At 69.7% G+C, this 20,757-nt stretch carries 18 protein-coding genes; 12 read left to right on the top strand and 6 right to left on the bottom strand.

Annotated elements, in window-relative coordinates:
• Positions 1–18: 18 nt before the first annotated feature.
• From CQ044_RS10845 to CQ044_RS10820, 6 genes are all read right to left on the bottom strand, one after another.
• Positions 19–1,476 (bottom strand): sulfate adenylyltransferase subunit 1, encoded by a 1,458-nt coding sequence (locus tag CQ044_RS10845; RefSeq protein ID WP_105688483.1) that lies wholly within the window; start codon positions 1,474–1,476, stop codon positions 19–21.
• On the bottom strand, positions 1,476–2,489 hold the full coding sequence (cysD, locus tag CQ044_RS10840) for a sulfate adenylyltransferase subunit CysD (RefSeq protein ID WP_105688482.1): 1,014 nt from the start codon (positions 2,487–2,489) through the stop codon (positions 1,476–1,478). Before cysD ends, CQ044_RS10845 begins: the two co-directional genes overlap by 1 nt.
• Complete coding sequence (locus CQ044_RS10835; protein WP_258133269.1) at positions 2,486–3,187, bottom strand: phosphoadenylyl-sulfate reductase; 702 nt, start codon at positions 3,185–3,187, stop codon at positions 2,486–2,488. The genes cysD and CQ044_RS10835 overlap by 4 nt, the downstream gene beginning before the upstream one ends.
• 92 nt (positions 3,188–3,279) lie before the next feature.
• On the bottom strand, positions 3,280–5,007 hold the full coding sequence (locus tag CQ044_RS10830; protein WP_105688480.1) for a nitrite/sulfite reductase: 1,728 nt from the start codon (positions 5,005–5,007) through the stop codon (positions 3,280–3,282).
• Positions 5,008–5,204: 197 nt separating this feature from the next.
• Entirely contained in the window at positions 5,205–5,927 is a 723-nt protein-coding gene (locus tag CQ044_RS10825; protein ID WP_105688479.1) for a sirohydrochlorin chelatase, read from the bottom strand.
• Positions 5,928–6,107: 180 nt separating this feature from the next.
• Positions 6,108–6,986, bottom strand: coding sequence for a serine protein kinase RIO (locus CQ044_RS10820; RefSeq protein WP_258133258.1), 879 nt, complete (start codon positions 6,984–6,986; stop codon positions 6,108–6,110).
• A gap of 273 nt (positions 6,987–7,259) precedes the next feature.
• Here CQ044_RS10820 and CQ044_RS10815 point away from each other — a divergent pair, with 273 nt between their 5' ends.
• From CQ044_RS10815 to CQ044_RS10760, 12 genes are all read left to right on the top strand, one after another.
• The gene (locus CQ044_RS10815) at positions 7,260–7,724 is read left to right on the top strand and encodes a DUF3817 domain-containing protein (protein ID WP_045270934.1); all 465 of its coding nucleotides are present in this window, start codon (positions 7,260–7,262) and stop codon (positions 7,722–7,724) included.
• Positions 7,725–7,817: 93 nt separating this feature from the next.
• On the top strand, positions 7,818–8,144 hold the full coding sequence (locus tag CQ044_RS10810; RefSeq protein ID WP_045270935.1) for an NIPSNAP family protein: 327 nt from the start codon (positions 7,818–7,820) through the stop codon (positions 8,142–8,144).
• A 183-nt stretch (positions 8,145–8,327) separates the two neighbouring features.
• Positions 8,328–10,190 (top strand): molecular chaperone DnaK, encoded by a 1,863-nt coding sequence (dnaK, locus tag CQ044_RS10805; RefSeq protein ID WP_045270936.1) that lies wholly within the window; start codon positions 8,328–8,330, stop codon positions 10,188–10,190.
• The gene (locus CQ044_RS10800; protein WP_105688478.1) at positions 10,190–10,831 is read left to right on the top strand and encodes a nucleotide exchange factor GrpE; all 642 of its coding nucleotides are present in this window, start codon (positions 10,190–10,192) and stop codon (positions 10,829–10,831) included. The genes dnaK and CQ044_RS10800 overlap by 1 nt, the downstream gene beginning before the upstream one ends.
• A 3-nt stretch (positions 10,832–10,834) precedes the next feature.
• Positions 10,835–11,821 carry a DnaJ C-terminal domain-containing protein gene (locus CQ044_RS10795; protein WP_045270938.1) on the top strand — a complete coding sequence of 329 codons (987 nt, stop codon included), beginning with the start codon at positions 10,835–10,837 and terminating at the stop codon, positions 11,819–11,821.
• 120 nt (positions 11,822–11,941) lie between these two features.
• Positions 11,942–12,406 carry a heat shock protein transcriptional repressor HspR gene (locus tag CQ044_RS10790; protein WP_181158278.1) on the top strand — a complete coding sequence of 155 codons (465 nt, stop codon included), beginning with the start codon at positions 11,942–11,944 and terminating at the stop codon, positions 12,404–12,406.
• Positions 12,407–12,661: 255 nt separating this feature from the next.
• Positions 12,662–14,032: an ABC transporter substrate-binding protein gene (locus tag CQ044_RS10785; protein WP_105688476.1), complete on the top strand. Its 1,371-nt coding sequence runs from the start codon at positions 12,662–12,664 to the stop codon at positions 14,030–14,032.
• 83 nt (positions 14,033–14,115) lie between these two features.
• Positions 14,116–15,042 carry a carbohydrate ABC transporter permease gene (locus tag CQ044_RS10780; RefSeq protein ID WP_105688475.1) on the top strand — a complete coding sequence of 309 codons (927 nt, stop codon included), beginning with the start codon at positions 14,116–14,118 and terminating at the stop codon, positions 15,040–15,042.
• Positions 15,042–15,953, top strand: coding sequence for a carbohydrate ABC transporter permease (locus CQ044_RS10775; protein WP_219844957.1), 912 nt, complete (start codon positions 15,042–15,044; stop codon positions 15,951–15,953). The genes CQ044_RS10780 and CQ044_RS10775 overlap by 1 nt, the downstream gene beginning before the upstream one ends.
• Positions 15,954–15,982: 29 nt before the next feature.
• Positions 15,983–17,086, top strand: a complete 1,104-nt coding sequence (locus tag CQ044_RS10770; RefSeq protein ID WP_105688474.1) for a DUF4185 domain-containing protein — start codon at positions 15,983–15,985, stop codon at positions 17,084–17,086.
• Between the two features lie 149 nt (positions 17,087–17,235).
• On the top strand, positions 17,236–18,975 hold the full coding sequence (locus tag CQ044_RS10765) for an ABC transporter ATP-binding protein (protein ID WP_105688473.1): 1,740 nt from the start codon (positions 17,236–17,238) through the stop codon (positions 18,973–18,975).
• Positions 18,972–20,732, top strand: a complete 1,761-nt coding sequence (locus tag CQ044_RS10760; protein ID WP_105688472.1) for an ABC transporter ATP-binding protein — start codon at positions 18,972–18,974, stop codon at positions 20,730–20,732. The genes CQ044_RS10765 and CQ044_RS10760 overlap by 4 nt, the downstream gene beginning before the upstream one ends.
• Positions 20,733–20,757: the final 25 nt, after the last annotated feature.

Below are 20,757 nucleotides of genomic sequence, written 5' to 3'. Positions count from 1 at the left end.
GGCGCTCGACGACCCCGACTACACCGCCGTGACGACGGTCGCGGCGGCGAGGGTGGCGCCGTCGACCGGGTGGATGAGCAGCAGCGCGCCGCCCTCCCGGTCCTCGGCGTACGGCTCCAGGGGCAGGGCGGATGCGAAGCGGATCCGCACGCGGCCGATCTCGTTCACGGCCAGCTCGGCGGCGTCCTCGAGGGCGAGCGTGTCCAGGTCGCGGCGCGAGAGCACCTCGGTCACGATCGCCTGCACGGTCGACGTGCCGTGCTTGGCGAGCACGCGCGCACCCGGGGCGATCGGCCGCACGTCGAGCTGGAAGATCTCGACCTCGGCCTCCGCATGCCCGCTCGGCACCGTGCCGGCGGTCGCGATGAGGGCGCCGCGGGCGGCGTCGACCTCGTCGGCGAGCGTGACGGCGATCGACTGCGCGGTGTGCGCGGACTCCGCGACCCGGCCGGCGACGCGGATCCCGGTGACGGTCGTCTCGTGCCCGCCGGGGAAGACCTGCACGCGGTCGCCGACCCGGACGGATCCGCTCGACACCCGACCGGCGAAGCCGCGGTAGTCGCGCAGGTCCTCGGCCTCCGCATCGTCGATGAGCGCAGAGACGCCGCCCTGCGGACGGATAACGGTCTGCACCGGGAGGCGGAAGGCGGCATCCTCCTCGGCCTGGCGGGCGGGGAGGGTCTCGAGCAGCTCGCGCAGCGTCGGACCGTCGTACCAGGGGGTGCGCGCGGACCGATCGACGATGTTGTCGCCCTCGAGCGCCGAGACCGGGATCACGTGCGTGTCGATGAGGCCGAGCTCGGCGGCGACCGTGAGCGCCTGGTCCTCGACCGCGCGGAAGCGGTCCTCGTCGAAGCCGGTGAGGTCGATCTTGTTGACCGCGACGATCACGTGCGGCACCCGCAGCAGCGACACCACGGCGAGGTGCCGGCGGGTCTGCTCGACGACGCCCTTGCGCGCGTCGATGAGCACGACCACGGCGTCGGCCGTCGCGGATCCGGTGACCATGTTGCGGGTGTACTGCACGTGTCCGGGGCAGTCGGCGAGGATGAAGCTGCGGGCGTCGGTCGCGAAGTAGCGGTACGCGACGTCGATCGTGATGCCCTGCTCGCGCTCGGCGCGCAGGCCGTCGGTGAGCAGCGCGAAGTCGAACTCGCCGTGCGCGAAGCCGCGGTCGGCCGAGGTGCGGGCGACCTGCTCGAGCTGGTCGGCGAGGATCGCCTTCGCATCGTGCAGCAGCCGCCCGACCAGGGTCGACTTGCCGTCGTCGACGGATCCCGCCGTCGCGAACCGGAACAGGGTGGTGTCGCCCAGCCCCCCGGCTTCCCGCGCCCCTGACCGCGAGACTTCATCTCCGCGACGAGACTGCACGTCTGCGGCGCTGTCTCGTCGCCCAGTTGGAGTTTCGCGGGAGTCGCGAGTCTCGCGGGAGTCGCGGGAGAGCAGGGGGCGCGAGGAGGTGGTGTCGGTGCTCATCAGAAGTATCCGTTCTTCTTGCGGTCCTCCATGGCGGCCTCGCTGATCCGGTCGTCGGCGCGGGTGGCACCGCGCTCGGTGAGCGTGGAGCGGGCGACCTCGGCGACCACCTGGTCGACGGTCGCCGCATCGGACTCGACGGCGCCGGTGCAGCTCGCGTCTCCCACCGTGCGGTAGCGGACCACGCGGCGCTCGACCTGCTCGCCCTCGCGAGGCTGGGCGTGCTCGTTCACGGCCCACCACATGCCGTCGCGGCGGAACACCTCGCGCTCGTGCGCCAGATACAGCGGCGGCAGGGCGATCCGCTCGCGGGCGATGTAGCGCCACACGTCGAGCTCGGTCCAGTTCGAGATCGGGAACGCGCGCACGTGCTTGCCGGGCGTGTGCCGGCCGTTGTACAGGCTCCAGAGCTCCGGACGCTGGTTGCGCGGATCCCACTGCCCGAACTCGTCGCGCAGCGAGATGATGCGCTCCTTGGCGCGCGCCTTGTCCTCGTCGCGGCGGGCGCCGCCGAACACGGCGTCGTGCTTGCCCGCGGCGATCGCGTCGAGCAGCGGCTGCGTCTGCAGCACGTTGCGGGTGCCGTCCGGACGCTCCGCCAGGCGGCCGTCGTCGATGTAGTCCTGCACGCGGGCGACCTCGAGCGTGAGGCCCAGGCGCTCGACGGTCTCGTCGCGGAACCGGATGACCTCGTCGAAGTTGTGCCCCGTGTCCACGTGCAGCACGGGGAAGGGGATCCGGCCCGGCGCGAAGGCGCGCGCTGCGAGATGCAGCACGAGCACGGAGTCCTTGCCGCCGGAGAACAGCAGCACGGGGCGCTCGAACTCGGCCACGACCTCGCGGATGATGTGGATCGCCTCGGCCTCGAGCAGGTCGAGTCCGGTGAGTCCTTCATCTTGTCGCTCGGTTCCCGAGCGAGCGTCCTTCGTCTCGCCTGCGGCTCGCTCAGGAACCGACGAGGGACGCTCAGGGACCGATTCGGTGGTGGGGTCGAGGGTGTCGATGGTGCTCATACGTGGAGTCCGCATTCGGTCTTGGCGAGTCCGGCCCAGCGGCCGGAGCGGGGATCTTCGCCCGCGGCGACGGGCTTGGTGCACGGCGCGCAGCCGATCGAGGGGTAGCCGTTCGCGACGAGCGGGTTGACCACCACGTCGTGCGCGGTGGCGTAGGCGATGAGGTCGTCGAAGGACCACGCCGCGACGGGGTTCACCTTGATGAGTCCGTTGCGCTCGTCGAACGTGATCAGGGGCGTGTTCGCCCTCGTGGGGGCCTCCTCGCGGCGCACTCCGGTGAACCACACCTCGTAGCCGCCGAGGGCCTGGTGCAGGGGAGCGACCTTGCGCATCTCGCAGCACAGCGCCGGATCCCGGGAGAACAGGTCCTTGCCGAACTCGGCGTCCTGCTCGCGGACGGTCTGCGCGGGCTTCACGTCGACGATGCGCACGTCGAGCGTGCGGGCGACCTCGTCGCGCGTGAACGTCGTCTCGAGGAAGTGGTAGCCGGTGTCGAGGAACAGCACGTCGACGCCGCCGATCGCCTCGGCGACGAGGTGCGGGAGCGTCGCGTCCGCCATCGAGCAGGCGACGGCGGCGAGGCGGGGGGAGACGTTCGCGGCGACCCAGGCGACGATCTCGGCGGGCGAGGCCTCGTCGGCGGCTCCGCTGCGCAGCTCCGCTGCGCCGCGTTCGGCGAGAGCGCGCAGCTCGTCGATCGAGCGGCGGGCCGGACGTCCTTCGTCGGATCCTGAGCGAGCGGAGCGAGACGAAGGGCGCTGCGCTCGCTCAACGACCGGTTCGGACGTGCTCACTGCAGTGCCTCCTCGTCGGCACGGTGCGCCCAGACGGCGAAGGTCTCGTCGGCCTCGCGGTCGGCGAGGAACCGGCGCACGACGCGTTCGGTGTAGTCGGCGATGCCGTCGGCGGTGACCTTCAGCCCGCGCACCGTGCGGCCGAGTCCGGCCTCTTCCCGCAGCGGCGAAGCCAGTCCGCCGCCGAGGTGCACCTGGTAGCCGGGCACCTGCTCGCCGTCGATCGTGACGAGCTGGCCCTTCAGGCCGATGTCGGCGGTCTGGATACGGGCGCACGAGTTGGGGCAGCCGTTGACGTGCAGCGAGATGGGGTGCGGCAGGTCGATGCCGGCCAGGCGCTCTTCGAGCTGCTCGACGGCGGCGGCCGCGTTCACCTTGGTCTCCACGATCGCGAGCTTGCAGAACTCGATGCCGGTGCAGGCGATCGTGCTGCGCCGGAACAGGTCGGGACGCGAGGACAGCCCGAGCGCATCGAGCCCGGCGATGAGCGAGGGGACCCGGTCCTCCGGGATGTCGAGGATCACGAGCTTCTGGTGCGGGGTGGTGCGCAGCCGCGCCGATCCGTGCTCCTCGATGAGGTCGGACAGCTTCGCCAGCGATGGGCCGGAGATCCGTCCGACGAGCGGGGTGACGCCGACGTAGAACCGGCCGTCCTTCTGCCGGTGGATGCCCACGTGGTCACCGGGGCTGGTCGGCTGCGGGGCCGCGGGGCCGTCCGGCAGCGGCGCTTCCAGGTACTCGGTCTCGAGGATCCGGCGGAACTTCTCCGTTCCCCACTCGGCCAGCAGGAACTTCAGCCGGGCCTTGTTCCGCAGCCGGCGGTAGCCGTAGTCGCGGAAGATCCTGGTCACCCCGTGCCACACGTCGGCGACGAGTTCGGGGGCGACGAACACGCCGAGGCGCTCGCCGAGGCGGGGGGTGGTCGACAGGGCGCCGCCGACCCAGAGGTCGTAGCCCACTCCGAGCTCCGGGTGCACGACGCCGACGAATGCGACGTCGTTGATCTCGTGCACGACGTCCTGGCTGGGGTGTCCGGTGATCGCCGTCTTGAACTTGCGGGGCAGGTTCGCGAGCTCCGGGTCGCCGATGAAACGGTCGGTGATCTCATCGATCTGCGGGGTCGGGTCGATGATCTCGTCGGCGGCGATCCCCGCGACGGGCGAGCCGAGCACGACGCGAGGCACGTCGCCGCAGGCTTCGGTGGTCTGCAGTCCGACCGCCTCCAGGCGCCGCCAGATCTCCGGCACGTCCTCGACGCGCACCCAGTGCAGCTGGATGTTCTGGCGATCGGTGACGTCGGCGGTGTCGCGCGCGAAATCGACCGATATCCCTGCGATGACGCGCAGCTGCTCGGTGGTCAGCTGCCCGCCGTCGATGCGCACGCGCAGCATGAAGTACTCGTCCTCGAGCTCCTCCGGCGTGAGCGTGGCGGTGCGCCCGCCGTCGATGCCCGGCTTGCGCTGCGTGTACAGACCCCACACGCGGAAGCGGCCGTGCAGGTCGGTCGGATCGATGCTCGAGAAGCCGCCCTTCGAGTACACCTGCTCGATGCGCTCGCGCACACTAAGGCCGTTGTCGACCTGCTTCCACTCCTCGTTGCCGTTGAGCGGCGCGGTGCCATCGATCTGCCACTGACCGTTGGGCTTGGACGACGGGCGCGGCGGACGGGCGCGGTCGGTCGTCGGTCGTGCGCCGCGCACGGCAGCGGTCGGTTCGGGAGACATGCGGACAAGCTACGTGCGGATCCGCCCGGGCGCCCGTCTGTGTCAGACCCTCCGACACGGAGCGTCATTGTTCGACATGGTGCAGATTCTTCACGGGCGGATGCGGTTGGATGGAGCGCCGCCGCGCGCGTCCGAACCGCTCGCCGCGCGGGATCCTGTCCCAGGATTCCGGCCGCGGGACGCAGGATCTGCGGCGCCTACTCCGGCCCCTCGGCGGGTGCCGCGAGCCGGGCGGCGCCCGCGAGATAACGGTCCACCACGAGGTCCACGAGCGGGGCGGGCGGCTCGCCGTCGTCCAGCAGCGGCTCAGTGAGGGCGGATCCGGCCACGCGCTCCGCGACGTCGAAGAAGTAGCCGTGCGCGAGCAGGTAGGTCGCCACGGGGGCGCCGGGATGCGCGGCGAGGGCATCGGCGAGGCTCGGCTCCCGGGCCGCAAGGTAGGCGGGCACGATCGGGCGGCGCAGACGAGCGCCCAGCTGCGTCGCCATCGCCTCGGCATCGGGCAGGGAGCGCGGATCTCGTGATCCCGCGACGGCGAGCACGACCGGACCATCGGCGTCGGCATCAGCATCAGCGCCGGGCGAGGGGACTTCGGCCAGCCGGAGCGCGAGCACCTCCGCGAGCCGCGGGTCGGGCCCGAGCGGATCCGTCACGACCGCATCGCTGCGTGCCCGGGCGGCGCCGCCCAGGTCCACCCGCACGTGGAAGCCCTGCGACAGCAGCAGCGGCACGACGACCACGGGCCCCTCGACCGCGGCCAGGGCCGTCGGCGCATCCGGCTCCTGCACGTCGACGAAACCGGAGTGCACGGCGACGTCGGGGAGGCGCTCGGCGACGCGGCGCACGAGTAGCGCGATCGCGGCGGCGCCGGCGGCGTCCGAGGTGCCGTGCGACACGGCGAGCAGTGCGGGGCGGGGCATGGTCGGAGTGTATGCGGATGTCCGTGGGCGGTGTTCGGAAGTCCTTCACACACCGACATCGACTCCGATGGACGTCCGCGTCTTGTGACGGTCCGCAAGTCCGGTTTGGGGCGCGTCCCGCCACGTTCGGGCGTCCTGGTGCGCCCCGAACCGGCAGATCACGCCCCGAACGGGGGAGGGTCACCCGAACGACTCCGCGACAAGCTCGCCGAAGAGCTCCTCCGCATCGACGTCGAGGCGCTGGCGGGCGAACCAGTCGCACACGTTGACGCAGTCGCGGTGCAGCAGGTCCAGCCCCTGCGGGTTCGCGACGGTGTCCACGATCTGCGGCAGGTCGATCACGACCACGCGGCCGTCCTGGACGAGCAGGTTGTACGGGGACAGGTCGCCGTGCGCGACCCCGGCCCTGGCGAAGGTCCGCATGAGCGCGGCGACTTGCGCGAACAGATCGGGGAGCGCCTCCGGATCGTGCCGCACCTGCGCGAGCCGGGGCGCTGCGGCGCCGCCGGCGGATCCGATGAACTCCATGAGCACCTCGGTGCCGCTCACCTGCACCGGATAGGGCACGGGAGCGCCGAGCTCCCACATCCGGCGCAGGGCCTCGAACTCGGCCAGCGACCACTGTGCGGCGGCGACCTCGCGGCCGTGCTCCGACTTCTTCGCGAGGGCGCGGGCGTCGCGCGAGTTCCGGGTGCGCCGGCCCTCGGTGTACACGGCGGAGCGGTGGAACGTACGGTGCTCGGTGCCGCGATAGCGCTTGGCGGCGAGGAGCGTGCGCTGGCCGGGATCGCCCGGCACGGCGCGCTCGAGGAGGAAGACGTCGGCCTCCTTGCCGGTCTTGAGGATGCCGAGCTCGGTGTCGACCGCGCCGGCCGAGGTCACCACCCAGTCGGGGCGTGGTTGCGGACCGCGCTCGGTCGGCGTCGCGGCGGGCCAGGTGGTCCAGCGCTGGCCCTCGCCGAGTTCGACATCGGCGAAGGACAGGCCGAGATCGTCGTCATCGGCGGCGGAGAGGAAAAGGGAAGCAGAAGCATCCGAGGATGCGGAGGAAGGGATCACGAGAGGCTCCGGGTCGGGGCCGCTCGCGAAGGGATCGGGCGGGCGGCCTCAGGGAAGAAGGTCGGCGAAGGGCGCGACAACAGAGACGTTCATCGTCAGCTCCTTCCCTCGGATCCCGGGGCGATCCCGGTGCCCGCCGAGTCTACGGGTCCATGGCCCTCGCGCGGAAGCCCCAGGGGAGGATCCGAAGACCCATCGAAAGGTGGAGGCCCGCGGGAGGCGGCCGGAGGATCCCGATCCCTACGCTGGAGGGGACCCGACCCGAGGAGAGACGTGTTCACCACTCCCGCCCGCCTTTTCCGCGTGCTCGCGATCGCGGAGGCCATCACCTGGACCCTCCTGATCGGCGCCCTGATCGGCCGCGCCACGGGTCTGCCTCCGGTGCTCGTGACGATCGCCGGATCCATCCACGGCTTCGTCTTCCTCTCCTACGGCGCCACGGCGGTGCTGCTCGCGTTCCACCAGCGCTGGGGCGTCGGCGTCGCGATCCTCGCGATCGCGAGCGCGATCGTGCCCTACGCCACGATCCCCGCCGAGATCTGGCTGCACCGCAGCGGCCGCCTCGCCGGCGACTGGCGCCTGGAGCAGACGGAGGATCCGCGCGACGCGGCCTGGTACGACCGCACGATGCGGTGGTTCCTGCACCGTCCGTGGGTGCTCGCGCTGCTCATCGTCGCCGCGGTCGCCGCGCTCTTCGCGGTCCTGCTGCTGATCGGCCCTCCCGGCGGGAGCCACTGACCGCAGTCCGACCGCGGAAGAGTCTGGATCGGGCGCGGGGTGCCGTGCGAGGATGGCGGTCATCCGCGCCCGCCGCCCTCTTCCGGAGTCGTCATGACCGTGCTCGAGATCCGCTCCTACGTCCTGCATCCCGGTGCCCGTCAGAGCTTCCACGACCTCTTCCACACGAAGGTCATGCCGATGCTCGCCGATCAGGGGATCCGCGTGGTGCGCTACGGCGCGAGCGAGCACGACGACGTCTCCTACGTCCTCATGCGCGCGTTCGATTCGACCCTCCACCGGGACGAGCAGGAGGACCGCTTCTACGGCAGCGCGCTGTGGCGCGAGGGGTACCGCGAAGAGGTGCTGGCGATGATCGCCTCCTACCAGGAGGTGGTCCTCACGCTGGACGACGCGACGGTCGACGCGCTCGGGGCCTGAGGTTCACGACGAGGCGGACTATCTGCACTCAAACTTGAGCCGACTGGTATCAAGTTTGTTGACAACTCTTGACGTCGGGCGTACCCTTGAGTCATCGCGACTCAGGTTTCGGAGGGATCTTCTCCGGCGGAACAGGGGATCGCGCAGACTTTCCCAGAAACTTCCGACTGAAGGAGAAAACAAATGGCACGTGCTGTCGGTATCGACCTCGGTACGACGAACTCCGTCGTCAGCGTCCTCGAGGGCGGCGAGCCCAAGGTCATCGCCAACGCAGAAGGCTTCCGGACCACCCCCTCGGTGGTCGCCTTCACCAAGGACGGGGAGGTGCTCGTCGGCGAGACCGCGAAGCGCCAGGCCGTCACCAACGTGGACCGCACGATCGCATCGGTCAAGCGCCACATGGGCACCGACTGGTCGTTCGACGTGGACGGCAAGAAGTGGACGCCGCAGGAGATCTCCGCGCGCATCCTGCAGAAGCTCAAGCGCGACGCCGAGGCGTACCTGGGTGACACTGTGACGGACGCGGTCATCACCGTCCCCGCGTACTTCAACGACGCCGAGCGTCAGGCCACCAAGGAGGCCGGCGAGATCTCGGGCCTCAACGTCCTGCGCATCATCAACGAGCCCACCGCCGCGGCCCTGGCCTACGGTCTGGACAAGGGCAAGGAGGACGAGCTCATCCTCGTCTTCGACCTCGGTGGCGGCACGTTCGACGTCTCGCTGCTCGAGGTGGGCAAGGACGACGACTTCTCCACGATCCAGGTGCGCTCCACCGCCGGTGACAACCGCCTCGGCGGCGACGACTGGGACCAGCGCCTCGTCGACTACCTGATCAAGCAGTTCAAGGACTCGACCGGCGTCGACGTCTCGGGCGACAAGATCGCACTGCAGCGCCTCAAGGAGGCCGCGGAGCAGGCGAAGAAGGAGCTCAGCTCCTCGACGTCGACCAGCGTCAACCTGCCGTACCTGTCGCTCACCGAGAACGGCCCCGTGTCGCTGAGCGAGACGATCACCCGCGCGAAGTTCGAGGACCTCACCAAGGACCTGCTCGACCGCACCAAGAAGCCCTTCGAGGACGTGATCCGCGAGGCCGGCATCAAGGTCGGCGACATCGCCCACGTCGTGCTCGTCGGCGGATCCACCCGTATGCCCGCCGTGGCCGAGCTCGTCAAGCGCGAGGCCGGCAAGGAGGCCAACAAGGGTGTGAACCCGGACGAGGTGGTCGCCGTCGGCGCAGCTCTCCAGGCCGGTGTCCTGAAGGGCGAGCGCAAGGACGTCCTCCTCATCGACGTCACCCCGCTGAGCCTCGGCATCGAGACCAAGGGCGGCATGATGACCAAGCTCATCGAGCGCAACACGGCCATCCCGACCAAGCGCAGCGAGACCTTCACGACCGCCGACGACAACCAGCCGTCGGTCGCGATCCAGGTCTTCCAGGGCGAGCGCGAGTTCACCCGCGACAACAAGCCGCTGGGCACGTTCGAGCTGACCGGCATCGCGCCGGCTCCGCGCGGCATCCCGCAGATCGAGGTCACCTTCGACATCGACGCGAACGGCATCGTGCACGTGTCCGCCAAGGACAAGGGCACGGGCAAGGAGCAGTCGATGACCATCACGGGCGGCTCGTCGCTCTCGAAGGACGACATCGACCGCATGGTGCGCGAGGCCGAGGAGCACGCCGCCGAGGACAAGAAGCGCCGTGAGTCGGCCGAGGTCCGCAACCAGGCCGAGACCCTGTCCTACTCGATCGAGAAGCTCATCTCGGAGAACGAGGACAAGCTGCCCGAGGACGTCAAGACCGAGGTCAAGGCCGACGTCGACGCACTGAAGACCGCGCTGGCCGGCGAGGACGACGAGGCCGTGAAGACCGCGTTCGACAAGCTGAACGCGTCGCAGTCGAAGCTGGGCGAGGCCATCTACGCGCAGTCCCAGGCCGACGCGGCCGCCCCCGGTGCCTCCGAGGGCGCCCCGGCCGGCGAGAGCGCGGCGTCCGATGAGGACGTCGTGGACGCCGAGGTCGTGGAAGACGAGGACGAGAAGAAGTGATGACGGATCCCAAGGACTTCGAAGAGCCCGAAGAGGGTCGTGAGGTCGGCGGTCAGGGGTCGGACGCGAACGCGTCCGGCCTCGGGCCCGTCGAAGGATCCGATGACGCCGAAGAGCTCACGGTCGACGACATCCTGAACATCGCTCAGAACGACGACGCGCTCGCCGAGGACGCTGTGGAGGATGCGGCCCTCCATGACGCCGAGCACACTCTGCTCGTCGACCTCAAGCGCCTTCAGGCCGAGTACGCGAACTACCGTCGCCGCACCGAGGAGCAGCGCGGTATCGAGATCCAGCGCGCGAAGGGCGAGGCCGCCAAGGGCCTGCTCCCCGTGCTCGACGACCTCGACCGCGCCGCCGCGCACGGCGATCTGGAGGAAGGAAGCCCCTTCGCCGCGATCGCCGACAAGGTCCGCTCGGTCGTCGAGCGCCTCGGCGTGGTCTCCTACGGCGAGAAGGGCGACGAGTTCGACCCGCAGCAGCACGAGGCGATCTTCCAGCAGCCCACTCCGGGTGTGGAGAAGGCCACCGTGCTCGAGGTCGTCGAGGTGGGCTACCGCCTGGGCGATGTCGAGCTGCGTCCCGCCAAGGTCGTCGTCGCCGTTCCCGCTGACCCTTCGGCAGGCTCAGGGACCGCTTAGCAGATGGCTAGCCAGGACTGGTTCGACAAGGACTTCTACAAGACCCTCGGCGTCTCGAAGGACGTGTCCGAGGCGGATCTGAAGAAGACCTACCGCAAGCTCGCGCGCAAGTACCACCCCGACTCCAATGCCGGCGATGCCGCGGCGGAGGCGAAGTTCAAGGAGATCAGCGAGGCGTACTCGGTGCTCTCCGACAAGGAGCAGCGCGCCGAGTACGACCAGATCCGCGCCATGGGCGCCGGCGGCGCGCGCTTCACGGCTCCGGGGAGCGCCGGCAACGGCGGCTTCGACGACGTGTTCAGCGCGTTCGGCCGTGGCCGTGGCGGGCAGCAGGGCGACTTCGACGACATCTTCGCGATGTTCAACCAGGGCGGCGGATCCTTCGGCTCCGGGCGCTTCGGTCAGCCGTCCGGCGGCTACCGGGGCTTCGGCGGCCCGCAGAAGGGCGCCGACGTCACGGCCCGCACGACGCTGTCGTTCGCGACCGCGGTGCAGGGCGAGACCGTGACGCTGCAGGGCGAGGACGGCCGGCCGCTCAAGGTGAAGATCCCCGCAGGCGTCAAGGACGGGCAGAAGATCCGGCTCCGCGGCCGTGGGCGTCCCTCGCCCGACGGCGGGGAGAACGGCGACATCGTGGTGCAGGTCGCCGTGAAGCCGCATCCGGTGTTCACCCGCGACGGGCTGAACCTGCGCGTCACCGTGCCGATCACCTTCACCGAGGCCGCGCTCGGCGCCACCATCGAGGTACCGACGCTCGGCGGCGATCCGGTCAAGCTCAAGGTCGCGGCGGGCACGCCGTCGGGCCGAGTGCTGCGGGTCAAGGGCCGCGGGGTCACGACGTCCAAGGGCACCGGCGACCTGCTCGCCGAGGTCCAGGTCGCCGTGCCGTCGCACCTCGACGACGCCGCGCGCGAGGCGCTGGAGCGCTTCCGCGCGGCCGAGCCCGCGGAGAACCCGCGCACCGAGCTGCTGGCGAAGGCGCGGGCGTGATGAGCGACCCCCTGATCTGGCTCCCGTCGCAGAAGCTGCCGCTTTCCGAGCGGAATTCCGGCAGTTTTCGCGACGGGAGCGGACAAGGGAGCAAGGGGACGCGTCGTGGGCGATGAGCGCATGAGTGCCGACACCCCGGTCTTCGCGATCGCGGTCGCCGCAGAACTCGCCGGGATGCACCCGCAGACCCTGCGGCAGTACGACCGGATCGGCCTGGTCGTGCCCGGCCGGACGCGAGGCGGATCCCGCCGCTATTCGATGCGCGACATCGAGCAGCTGCGCGAGGTCGCCCAGTTGTCCAGCGAGGGCATGAGCCTGCCCGCGATCGCGCGCCTCCTCGACCTCGAGGACGAGGTGCGCACGCTGCACCGCCGCGTGGTCGAGCTCGAGCTCGCACTGCGCGAGGAGCGCGCCAACCGTCCCGGTCTGCGCGTGTTCGCCGCAGGCACGTCCGGATCCGTCATGGCCGTCCCTTCGGGCCGCCGGATCCGCCGTTCCACCGAGGTCGTGCTGTGGCGGCCGTGGGGGAACACTCCGGAGCACCCCGACGACCTCACCGACGACCCGGACGACAGCGCCCGCTGAGCGCCGCCGCGGGCGCCGTCCGCGCGCCCGGGATCAGTCCGATAGTGCCTGAAATCGATTTCCGTCGCGAAGCGCCTCAGCCCCAGGTCGCGAGTTCGGAAGTGAATCCGCGAAGAGCGTCTTGTGTCTGAAATCGATTTCGCCTACTCTGAGTGCAGCCCGGTCGATGCCGACTCAGCGCGACCGCGGACCCGGCCCCCCGTGCCGGACCCAGCACCGAATCGACGAGGAAGTCGTGTTCCCGAGGAGGAACCCATGAAGACGGACACACAGCGCACGCGCCGGGTGGTGATGGCCGCTCTCGGCGGCATCACGGCGGTAGGACTGCTCGCAGGCTGCGGCTCGAGCACCCCTGGTCAGGCCGCGGGGAGCGGAGGCGACTCCTCCGGCAAGACCACGATCGAGTTCTGGCACCGCACGTTCACCCCGCCGGAGAACGCCTGGTACAAGGACATCGTCAAGAAGTTCAACGCCTCGCAGGACAAGATCGTCGTCAAGGACACGGAGATCCCCGCCGACGCCTGGGACCAGAAGATGAAGGCCGCCCAGGCCGCAGGCAAGGCCCCCGACATCTATACGCACTCCGGCAGCATCCAGGACGCGGTGAACGCGGGGCAGCTGTACGACCTCGGCAAGGTCGTCGACAAGTCCAAGCTCGGCGAGATCATCGACTCCGCGAAGTCGGTGTCCGAGATCGGCGGAACCTACTACGCCTACCCGCTCCTGCAGGAGGCCCAGACGGTGCTGTTCTGGAACAAGGACATGCTCTCGAAGGCCGGCGTCGACACCGACAAGGCCCCGGCCACCTGGGACGACCTGCTCGCCGACTGCGCGAAGATCCAGCCGACGCTCGCCCAGGGGCAGTACTGCATCTCGCCCTCGTCCGACGCCATCACCTTCGCCTGGTCGACCGTCGGCCAGCAGTACAACTTCGCCGGGCACACCGCGCTCACCGACGACTGGAAGTCGCCGAACATCGACAACGCCGGGTATCGCGACCTGATGTCCAAGTACAAGGAGCTGTGGGACAAGGGCTACATGCCCAAGCAGGCGCTCGCCGCGTACGTCGAGGGCAAGGACTTCGGTCAGAAGAAGGTCGCCTTCAAGGTCTCCGGCTCGTGGATGATGTCCGAGATCGGATCCGACTACCCCGATCTCCTCACCAAGACCGGGATCGGCGCCTTCCCGAACGCCTCGAACGCCGATGGCCGCACCGCCACCACGCTCGGCAACTTCAAGTGGGTCATCGACGCGAAGACCAAGAACGCCGAGGCCGCGGGGAAGTTCCTGGAGTGGTCGCTCGCCGGCGACCCGCAGAACCTCGTGCCCTTCTTCGTGAACACCCAGTTCACCAAGGTCCCCGTGCGCAAGTCGGTGCAGGACGCCGTCGCGAAGGACGAGGCCGCGACCAAGGCGCCGTGGTCGACCGTCATCACGAACGACATCGCGCCGGATGCGATCTCCGAGCCCACCTACCCGTGGGACGTCTCGCTCGCGGTCGGCACCGCGATGGAGTCGGTGATGAAGGGCGCAGCCTCGCCGGATGACGCGATCAACACGGCGAACGCCGCGATCCAGAAGGTCATCCAGTCGCAGGACCTGCCCAGCAAGGCTCCCAAGAAGTGAGTGCGGCGCGGTCGGGGACCGCTGCGCGGCCGTCCCCGACCGCGCAGCCCGCGCCCAGCACCTCAGAACGACGGGGAGAGACGATGGCCACCGAAGCGATCGACGACCGGCGCACGGTGAAGCGCCGGCACGCCAAGTACCGGAATCGCGACACGAAGCTCGCCTACCTGATGCTCGCGCCCGTGGTGATCCTGCTCGGCGTCTTCGTCGCGTGGCCGGCGGTGTACGCAGGGTTCCTGTCGTTCCAGGACTGGAGCTTCTACAAGGATCCGCAGTTCGTCGGCGTGAAGAACTACGCCGACGTCCTGACGGACCCGCTGTTCGTCGCCACGATCGGCCGCGGCTTCCTGTTCGTCCTCCTGACGGTGCCCCCGATGCTGGTGCTCGCGTTCCTGTTCGCGAGTCTCGTCGTGACCCTGTCCCGCCGCCTGGCGACGATCCTCAAGGTCAGCATCTACATCCCGACGATCATCTCCGGCGTCATCGCCTCGATCATCTTCGTGGTGATCTACGCCTACGACGGCGGGATCCTGAATGCGGTGCTCGCCGCCTTCCACATCGACCCGGTGTCCTGGATCGGGGATCCGGCGTGGGCGCTCCTCTCCGTGGCCGTGCCGGCGGTCTGGCTCGGCATGGGCCTGACGTCGCTCATCATGGTCGCCGCGATGGTCGACATCCCGACGGAGTACTACGAGGCGGCCGCGATGGAGGGCGCGGGGTGGTGGCAGAAGACCTTCTACATCACGATGCCGCAGATGAAGAACGTGTTCCTGTACCTGCTCATCACGGGCTTCGTCGCCGCGATCCAGCAGTTCGAGCTGCCGCTCGTCATGACGCAGGGCGGCCCGCTGGACTCGACCACCCTGCCGAACCTGTTCATCTTCAACCACTTCCGCAACGACGTGAACGTGGGCTACTCGATCGCCGCGGCGCTGCTGCTGTTCGTGGTGCTGGGATCCGTGTCGGCCCTCGTGTTCAAGTTCATCAACTCCGAGAGGCTGGTCGACTGATGAGCGCGACGCGCCAGAGCACCGTGCCCGAGACCACCAGGATCGTCCTGGACGGCAAGGATCACCGTCGCTTCACGATGCCGCACGGCATCGGAGGCTGGGCCGCGGTCGTCGGCAAGGGCGTGGTGGGCCTGATCTTCCTGCTCGCCGCGCTGTTCCCGCTCGCGTGGATGGTGATCGCCGGCTTCAAGGCGAAGACCGAGGTGCTGAGCACGCCCTTCCAGTTCTTCCCCGAGGTGTGGCACTGGGAGAACTACGGCAAGATCCTGGGCGACGAGACGTTCCTGCGCACGCTCGGCTGGACCTTCCTCGGGGCGATCCTGTTCACGGTGCTCAGCCTCACCGTGAACTCCTTTGCGGCCTACGCGTTCGCGCGGCTCGAGTTCCGGTTCCAGCGCACGCTCTGGGTCGCCGTCATCACGACCATGTTCATCCCGGGGATGACGATCCTGCTCACGAGCTTCATCGTGGTGACGAAGCTCGCGATGCTGGACACGCTCGCCGTGCTGGTGATCCCGGGGGCGGCGAGCGCCGCGTCGGTCTTCTTCATCCGGCAGTTCTACCTGAACATCCCGGCCAGCCTCGAGGAGGCCGCGATGCTCGACGGCTGCGGCCGGTTCGGGATCTTCGTGCGGATCTTCCTTCCGCTGTCGAAGCCGCCGTTCGTCGTGATGGGCATCACCGCGTTCCTCGCGTACTGGAACTCCTACGTGTGGCCGATCATGACGATCACGTCGCCGGAGAAGTTCGTGCTGCAGCAGTACCTCGCCGAGTTCCGCACCGGCCGAGGCTCGAGCGAGCTCGGCCTGCTCATGGCCGGATCCGTGCTCGCCGCGGCGCCGGTCGTGATCCTGTTCCTCATCTTCCAGCGTCAGATCATCGGCAACATCAAGATGGCCGGACTCAAGTAGCCGGTCGCGTTCTCGAAGGGGAGAAGGCCATGTCCGAAGAAGCGATCCGTCCTGCCCACCGGCTGACCCGCCGCGGCCTGCTGCAGGGAGCCCTCGCCGCCGGAGCCGCACTGGGCGTCTCGGCGCTGGGGGCGAGCCCCGCGGCGGCCGCCGGGCTCACCGTCACCCGCATGAAGGTGCTCGCCGGCACGCAGGCCGGTGTCCAGTACGGGATCGGCGCGACCGATCTCGGGATCCCCGCGCGCACGCCCGACGGGCGGCTGCTGTTCATGTTCGGCGACACCTGGGCCGATGCGGTGGGAGGCGCGAACTGGCGCTCCCCGGTCGCGCTGTACTCCTCGACGGCAAACCTCGCCTCCGGGGTCGTGTTCGACGGGGCGGCGGGGGCGGGCGCCAACACCCAGGTCACCGCGCCGCAGCTCTGGTACTACCCGCACGATGCGTACTACGAGACCGTGATCCCCTCCGACGTGATCACGATCGGCTCCCGGATGTACCTGCACGCGATCGTGAACGGGCCGACCTTCGGCGCGGTGCGCTGGACCGAGCTGTGGCAGTCCGATGACTCCGGCGCGACCTGGCAGCACACCGGTCTCACCTTCCCGGCCGACATGGCCGGCGGGCACTTCCAGTGCATCACCTGGGGCCAGGGCAACGACGGATATGTCTACATCTACGGCACCGGGTTCCAGCGCGACAAGGGCATCGTGCTCTACCGCGTGCCGCAGAACAGCATGACCACCCTGTCCGCGTACCAGCCCTGGGGTTTCGCGAACGGCTCCTGGGGCTGGGGGAATCCGGCCACCGAGGTGCTGCCGGGCAAGTTCGGCGAGATGTGCCTGCGGCCCCTCGGCGGCAAGTGGATCCTGACGTGGTTCAACGCCGACGCCTACCGGATCGACGCGATGATCGTGAACACCCCGACGGACAACCTCTACACGGCCGCCAAGACCACGCTGCTGTGGGGCGGGAACTGGGGCGCCGAGGACGCGACCCATGTCGCCCAGCTCTACGGCGGGTACATCCTGCCCGGCTCGACGCTGTCGGATCTGCATCTGAGTGTGAGCCAGTGGAACACGGGGAACAACAGCGTCTATCACGTCGAGCAATTCCGGATCCAGGGTCTCGCCTGAGTCGGTGATATCGATTTCGCGCGAAAGTCGCTAGGGTGGCGGCATGCGCCGTTGAACAGAGACTCCACGGATCCTCGTGATCCTGCCCGACCGCCGCGCCGAGAGCCCGGGGTCGACGACTCTGTCCCCGCTGCGAGAGGAGACGGGCGATGATCGCCCTTCCCGAGAAGTACGTCCCGCCACCCACCGGGGTGACCCCGGTGGGGTTCCTCGCCTGGCTCGTCCGCATGCAGTGGACGACCGTGCTGCAGGGCGTCGTCTGCGACGTGATCTGGCTGCTCGGTCTCGCCCTCACCCCCTGGGCGATCGGCCGTGCCGTCGACGAGGGGCTGGTCGCCGGGGACTACGGCGCCTTCCTGAGGTGGCTGGGCGTCGTGGTGTGGCTGCAGCTGCAGCACTCCCTGATCCAGGGGCTCAGGGACAGGGCCGGATCCATCAACTACGAGCGAGGGGTGTGCCGGGTCGATCAGGTGATCGTGCACACGGCGACCCGGATCACGGTCGCCGCCGACCGTCGCCTCGGATCCGGTTCCGTCGTCACGATGGCGTCGAACGACGCGTGGTGGTTCGGGTTCGTTCCGATCAACGTGGGCACGCTGGTCTCGGCGCTCGCCTCATTCATCACCGTCGCCGTGCTGCTGCTGCGCGACTCCGTGCTGCTCGGGGTGCTCGTGATCGTCGCAGTCCCCGCGTTCTCGATGCTGCAGGTGTTCCTCGTCGGCATCCTGCGGTCGCGGCAGAGCGCGGCCCGCGAGGCGACGCGGGAGATGAACGCGGTCGCGATGGACACCGTGCGGGGGCTGCGGGTGGTCCGCGGGATCGGCGGCGAGGAGTGGTTCTTCGATCGGTTCCGTCGGCGCTCGGATCGTGCGCGGGATGCGCAGAAGACCGTGGCCGGACCTGTTTCGCTCGCCGACGCCCTGAGCGTGCTCATTGCGGGAGTGCTGGTGGTGGGGCTCACCTGGATCGGCGCTTCGATGGTTGCGCAGGGTGAGCTGCGCGTGGGGGAGCTGGTTGCGTTCTACGGGTATGCCGGCTTCATGGTCCTTCCTGTGACGCTCTTCAATCAGGTCATCCGCGTCGTGGTGCGCGGTTTGATCGCGGCCAGGGCGATCGTGGAACTGCTCGAGGTCGAACCGCTCTGGCCGGAGGGTGCTCCGGCCGCATCGGACGACGCGCCGGCACCAGCCGCGGAAGCCCCTGCGGCGGTGCTGCGCGATCCGCAGACAGGCCTGGAGCTTCGGGAAGGAGAGTCCCTGGCCGTCGTCGTGCGCGACCCGATCCGGGCGCGGACCCTCGTCGACCGCCTCGCCCGGATGTCCACCGACGACGGCGACCCCGTGCGGCTGCGCGGGCGTCCGATGCCGGCAACGCCGTTGGTAGAGGTGCGTCGTGCTGTGGTGGTGTCGGACCCGGTGCCCTTCCTCTTCAGCGGCACGCTGCGGGAGCTGCTCGACCCGTGGGGCGCGCATGGCGACGAAGATATCCTGCGTGCCGTCGCGGCGGTCGATGCAGCCGACATCCTCGAGCCTTTGGACCAGGGCCTCGGCGTCCGGGTCGGGGAGCGAGGGGTGGAGTTCTCCGGCGGTCAACGCCAGCGGCTCGGCGCCGCACGAGCTCTGCTCGCGGACGTCCCGATCCTCGTCCTGCACGATCCGACCTCCGCGGTCGACGCCGCGACCGAAGAGCGCATGGCCGCCGGGATCCGCGTCCACCGTGCCGGCGCCACGACGATGATCGTCACCACGAGCCCGCTCGTGCTGAGCGGCGCGGATCGGGTGGTCGTCCTGGACGCGGCGGGCATCGTCGCCGAGGGCACGCATGAGCAGCTCGTCGGGAGCGACCCCGACTACCGCAGAGCCGTGCTGAGGGCGGAGGGGGTGGCATGACGACGGGCCTGCCCCGGGCGAGCAGCGCCCGCGTGCGCCAGGAGCTGCGCGCGATCTGGCGCCGACACCGAGGGCGATTCGTCGGCGTGGTGCTGCTCAACGGTGCGGCGGCTGCGTTCTCGCTCGTACCGCCGCGGCTCGTCGGGCTGCTTATAGATCGGCTGGGGGCCGGCGCCGGGATCGGGGAGGTCGCGCTCTACGGCGCGGGCATGCTCGCGGGTGTCATCGCGCAGAGCCTGTTCGTGCTCACGGCGGCGCGGAGCGCATGGACGCTGGGCGAGGACGTGTTCGCCCAGCTGCGGCTCGCATTCCTCTCCGAGGCATTGCTCGTGCCGATGGGCGTGATCGAGGAGGCAGGCACCGGCGAGCTCGTCACACGGACGACCCAGGACATCAACGCGGTCGGCGAGACCGTGCGCTGGGCCCTGCCCGGGAGCCTCGTCTCGGCGCTCACCGTCGGGTTGACGCTCATCGCGGCCGTCGCAGCGGCTCCCCTCATCGCCCCCGTCTATCTCCTGGCCCTCCCGGTGCTCGTGGTGCTGATGCGGTGGTACATGCGGCGCGCACCGGATGTCTACCGGCACCTCGGAGACAGCTACGGCCCCACGTTCGCATCGCTCGACGAGACTGCCAGCGGGGCGAGAGCCGTCGAAGCGCTGAGCCTGCAGGAAGCCAGGCACCGGTCCCTGACAACGGCCCTCTCTGCGCACTGGAGCGCAGCGGTGGGACGCATCCGGCTGCGCCAGACGATGCTGCCGTGGGCCAACCTCGCTTTCGCGATCCCCGTCTTCTCCTCGCTGGCGTGGGGCGGGTGGCTGGCGGTGCACGGCCAGGTCAGCGTGGGAACGGTCGTGACGGTGACCCTCTACGCGGCCGCCCTCGTCGCGCCGCTCGAATCCCTCATCGACTGGACGGACGAGCTGCAGCGCAGCGCGGTGTCGTTCGCGCGGATCCTGGGCGTCGGCGAAGCCGTCGAGCACGGGACCGCCGCGGCCGCGGAACCGTCATCGACCGCGGTCGAGATGACGGCGGCGAGCTTCGCCTACCGAGCCGGGCGCGAGGTGCTGCATGGCGTCTCGCTGCAGGTCGTGTCGGGGGAGCGTCTGGCCATCGTCGGGCCCTCCGGGGCGGGCAAGTCCACCCTGGCCCGTCTGCTCGCCGGGATCGACCGGCCCTCGGCCGGGCGGGTGACCGTCGGCGGCGTCGACGCCTCCGCGATCCCGCTCGCACGGCGGCGCGGGCATGTTCTTCTGGTCGCCCAGGAGAGCCACGTGTTCGCCGCGACCGTGCGCGAGAACGTGCTCCTCGGACGTCTCGACGCTCTCGACCCGGAGGTGGCCGATGCATTGGGCAGGATCGGTGCGCTCGAATGGATCGACGCGCTCGACGACGGGTGGGACACCGTGGTCGGATCCGGCGGGCATCCGCTCACCGGAGCGCAGGAGCAGCAGCTCGCGCTCGCCCGCGTGCTGCTCGCGGATCCGCACACGATCATCCTGGACGAGGCGACGAGCGCGATGGATCCCACCGCGGCGCGCGACCTCGAGGCGGCGCTGGCGGCGACCATGCAGGGGCGCACGGTGATCGCGATCGCGCACCGCCTGTCCACCGCTTACGACGCCGACCGGATCGCGGTCGTCGACGGCGGCAGGATCGTGGAGCTCGGATCCCACGACGAACTGGTCGAGGCGGGCGGCGCGTACGCCCGGCTCTGGGCGCTCTGGCGCGACGACGGCGCCCGCTCCGACGGTCGCTGAACCTGTCGGGGCGGGCGCACGGTCC

Source organism: Microbacterium sp. MYb64 (assembly GCF_002979495.1).
GTDB classification, from domain to species: domain Bacteria; phylum Actinomycetota; class Actinomycetes; order Actinomycetales; family Microbacteriaceae; genus Microbacterium; species Microbacterium azadirachtae_A.
The sequence above is the reverse complement of the archived record's forward strand: the minus strand, read 5'-3'. Positions and strand labels throughout refer to the sequence as shown.

Coding starts and splice junctions, on each gene's coding strand:
- CQ044_RS10845 (WP_105688483.1), bottom strand. CDS start 1,476: ATGAGCACCGACACCACCTCCTCGCGCCCCCTGCTCTCCCGCGACTCC.
- cysD (WP_105688482.1), bottom strand. CDS start 2,489: ATGAGCACCATCGACACCCTCGACCCCACCACCGAATCGGTCCCTGAG.
- CQ044_RS10830 (WP_105688480.1), bottom strand. CDS start 5,007: ATGTCTCCCGAACCGACCGCTGCCGTGCGCGGCGCACGACCGACGACC.
- CQ044_RS10825 (WP_105688479.1), bottom strand. CDS start 5,927: ATGCCCCGCCCCGCACTGCTCGCCGTGTCGCACGGCACCTCGGACGCC.
- CQ044_RS10810 (WP_045270935.1), top strand. CDS start 7,818: ATGACCGTGCTCGAGATCCGCTCCTACGTCCTGCATCCCGGTGCCCGT.
- dnaK (WP_045270936.1), top strand. CDS start 8,328: ATGGCACGTGCTGTCGGTATCGACCTCGGTACGACGAACTCCGTCGTC.
- CQ044_RS10800 (WP_105688478.1), top strand. CDS start 10,190: ATGACGGATCCCAAGGACTTCGAAGAGCCCGAAGAGGGTCGTGAGGTC.
- CQ044_RS10795 (WP_045270938.1), top strand. CDS start 10,835: ATGGCTAGCCAGGACTGGTTCGACAAGGACTTCTACAAGACCCTCGGC.
- CQ044_RS10790 (WP_181158278.1), top strand. CDS start 11,942: ATGAGTGCCGACACCCCGGTCTTCGCGATCGCGGTCGCCGCAGAACTC.
- CQ044_RS10785 (WP_105688476.1), top strand. CDS start 12,662: ATGAAGACGGACACACAGCGCACGCGCCGGGTGGTGATGGCCGCTCTC.
- CQ044_RS10780 (WP_105688475.1), top strand. CDS start 14,116: ATGGCCACCGAAGCGATCGACGACCGGCGCACGGTGAAGCGCCGGCAC.
- CQ044_RS10775 (WP_219844957.1), top strand. CDS start 15,042: ATGAGCGCGACGCGCCAGAGCACCGTGCCCGAGACCACCAGGATCGTC.
- CQ044_RS10770 (WP_105688474.1), top strand. CDS start 15,983: ATGTCCGAAGAAGCGATCCGTCCTGCCCACCGGCTGACCCGCCGCGGC.
- CQ044_RS10765 (WP_105688473.1), top strand. CDS start 17,236: ATGATCGCCCTTCCCGAGAAGTACGTCCCGCCACCCACCGGGGTGACC.
- CQ044_RS10760 (WP_105688472.1), top strand. CDS start 18,972: ATGACGACGGGCCTGCCCCGGGCGAGCAGCGCCCGCGTGCGCCAGGAG.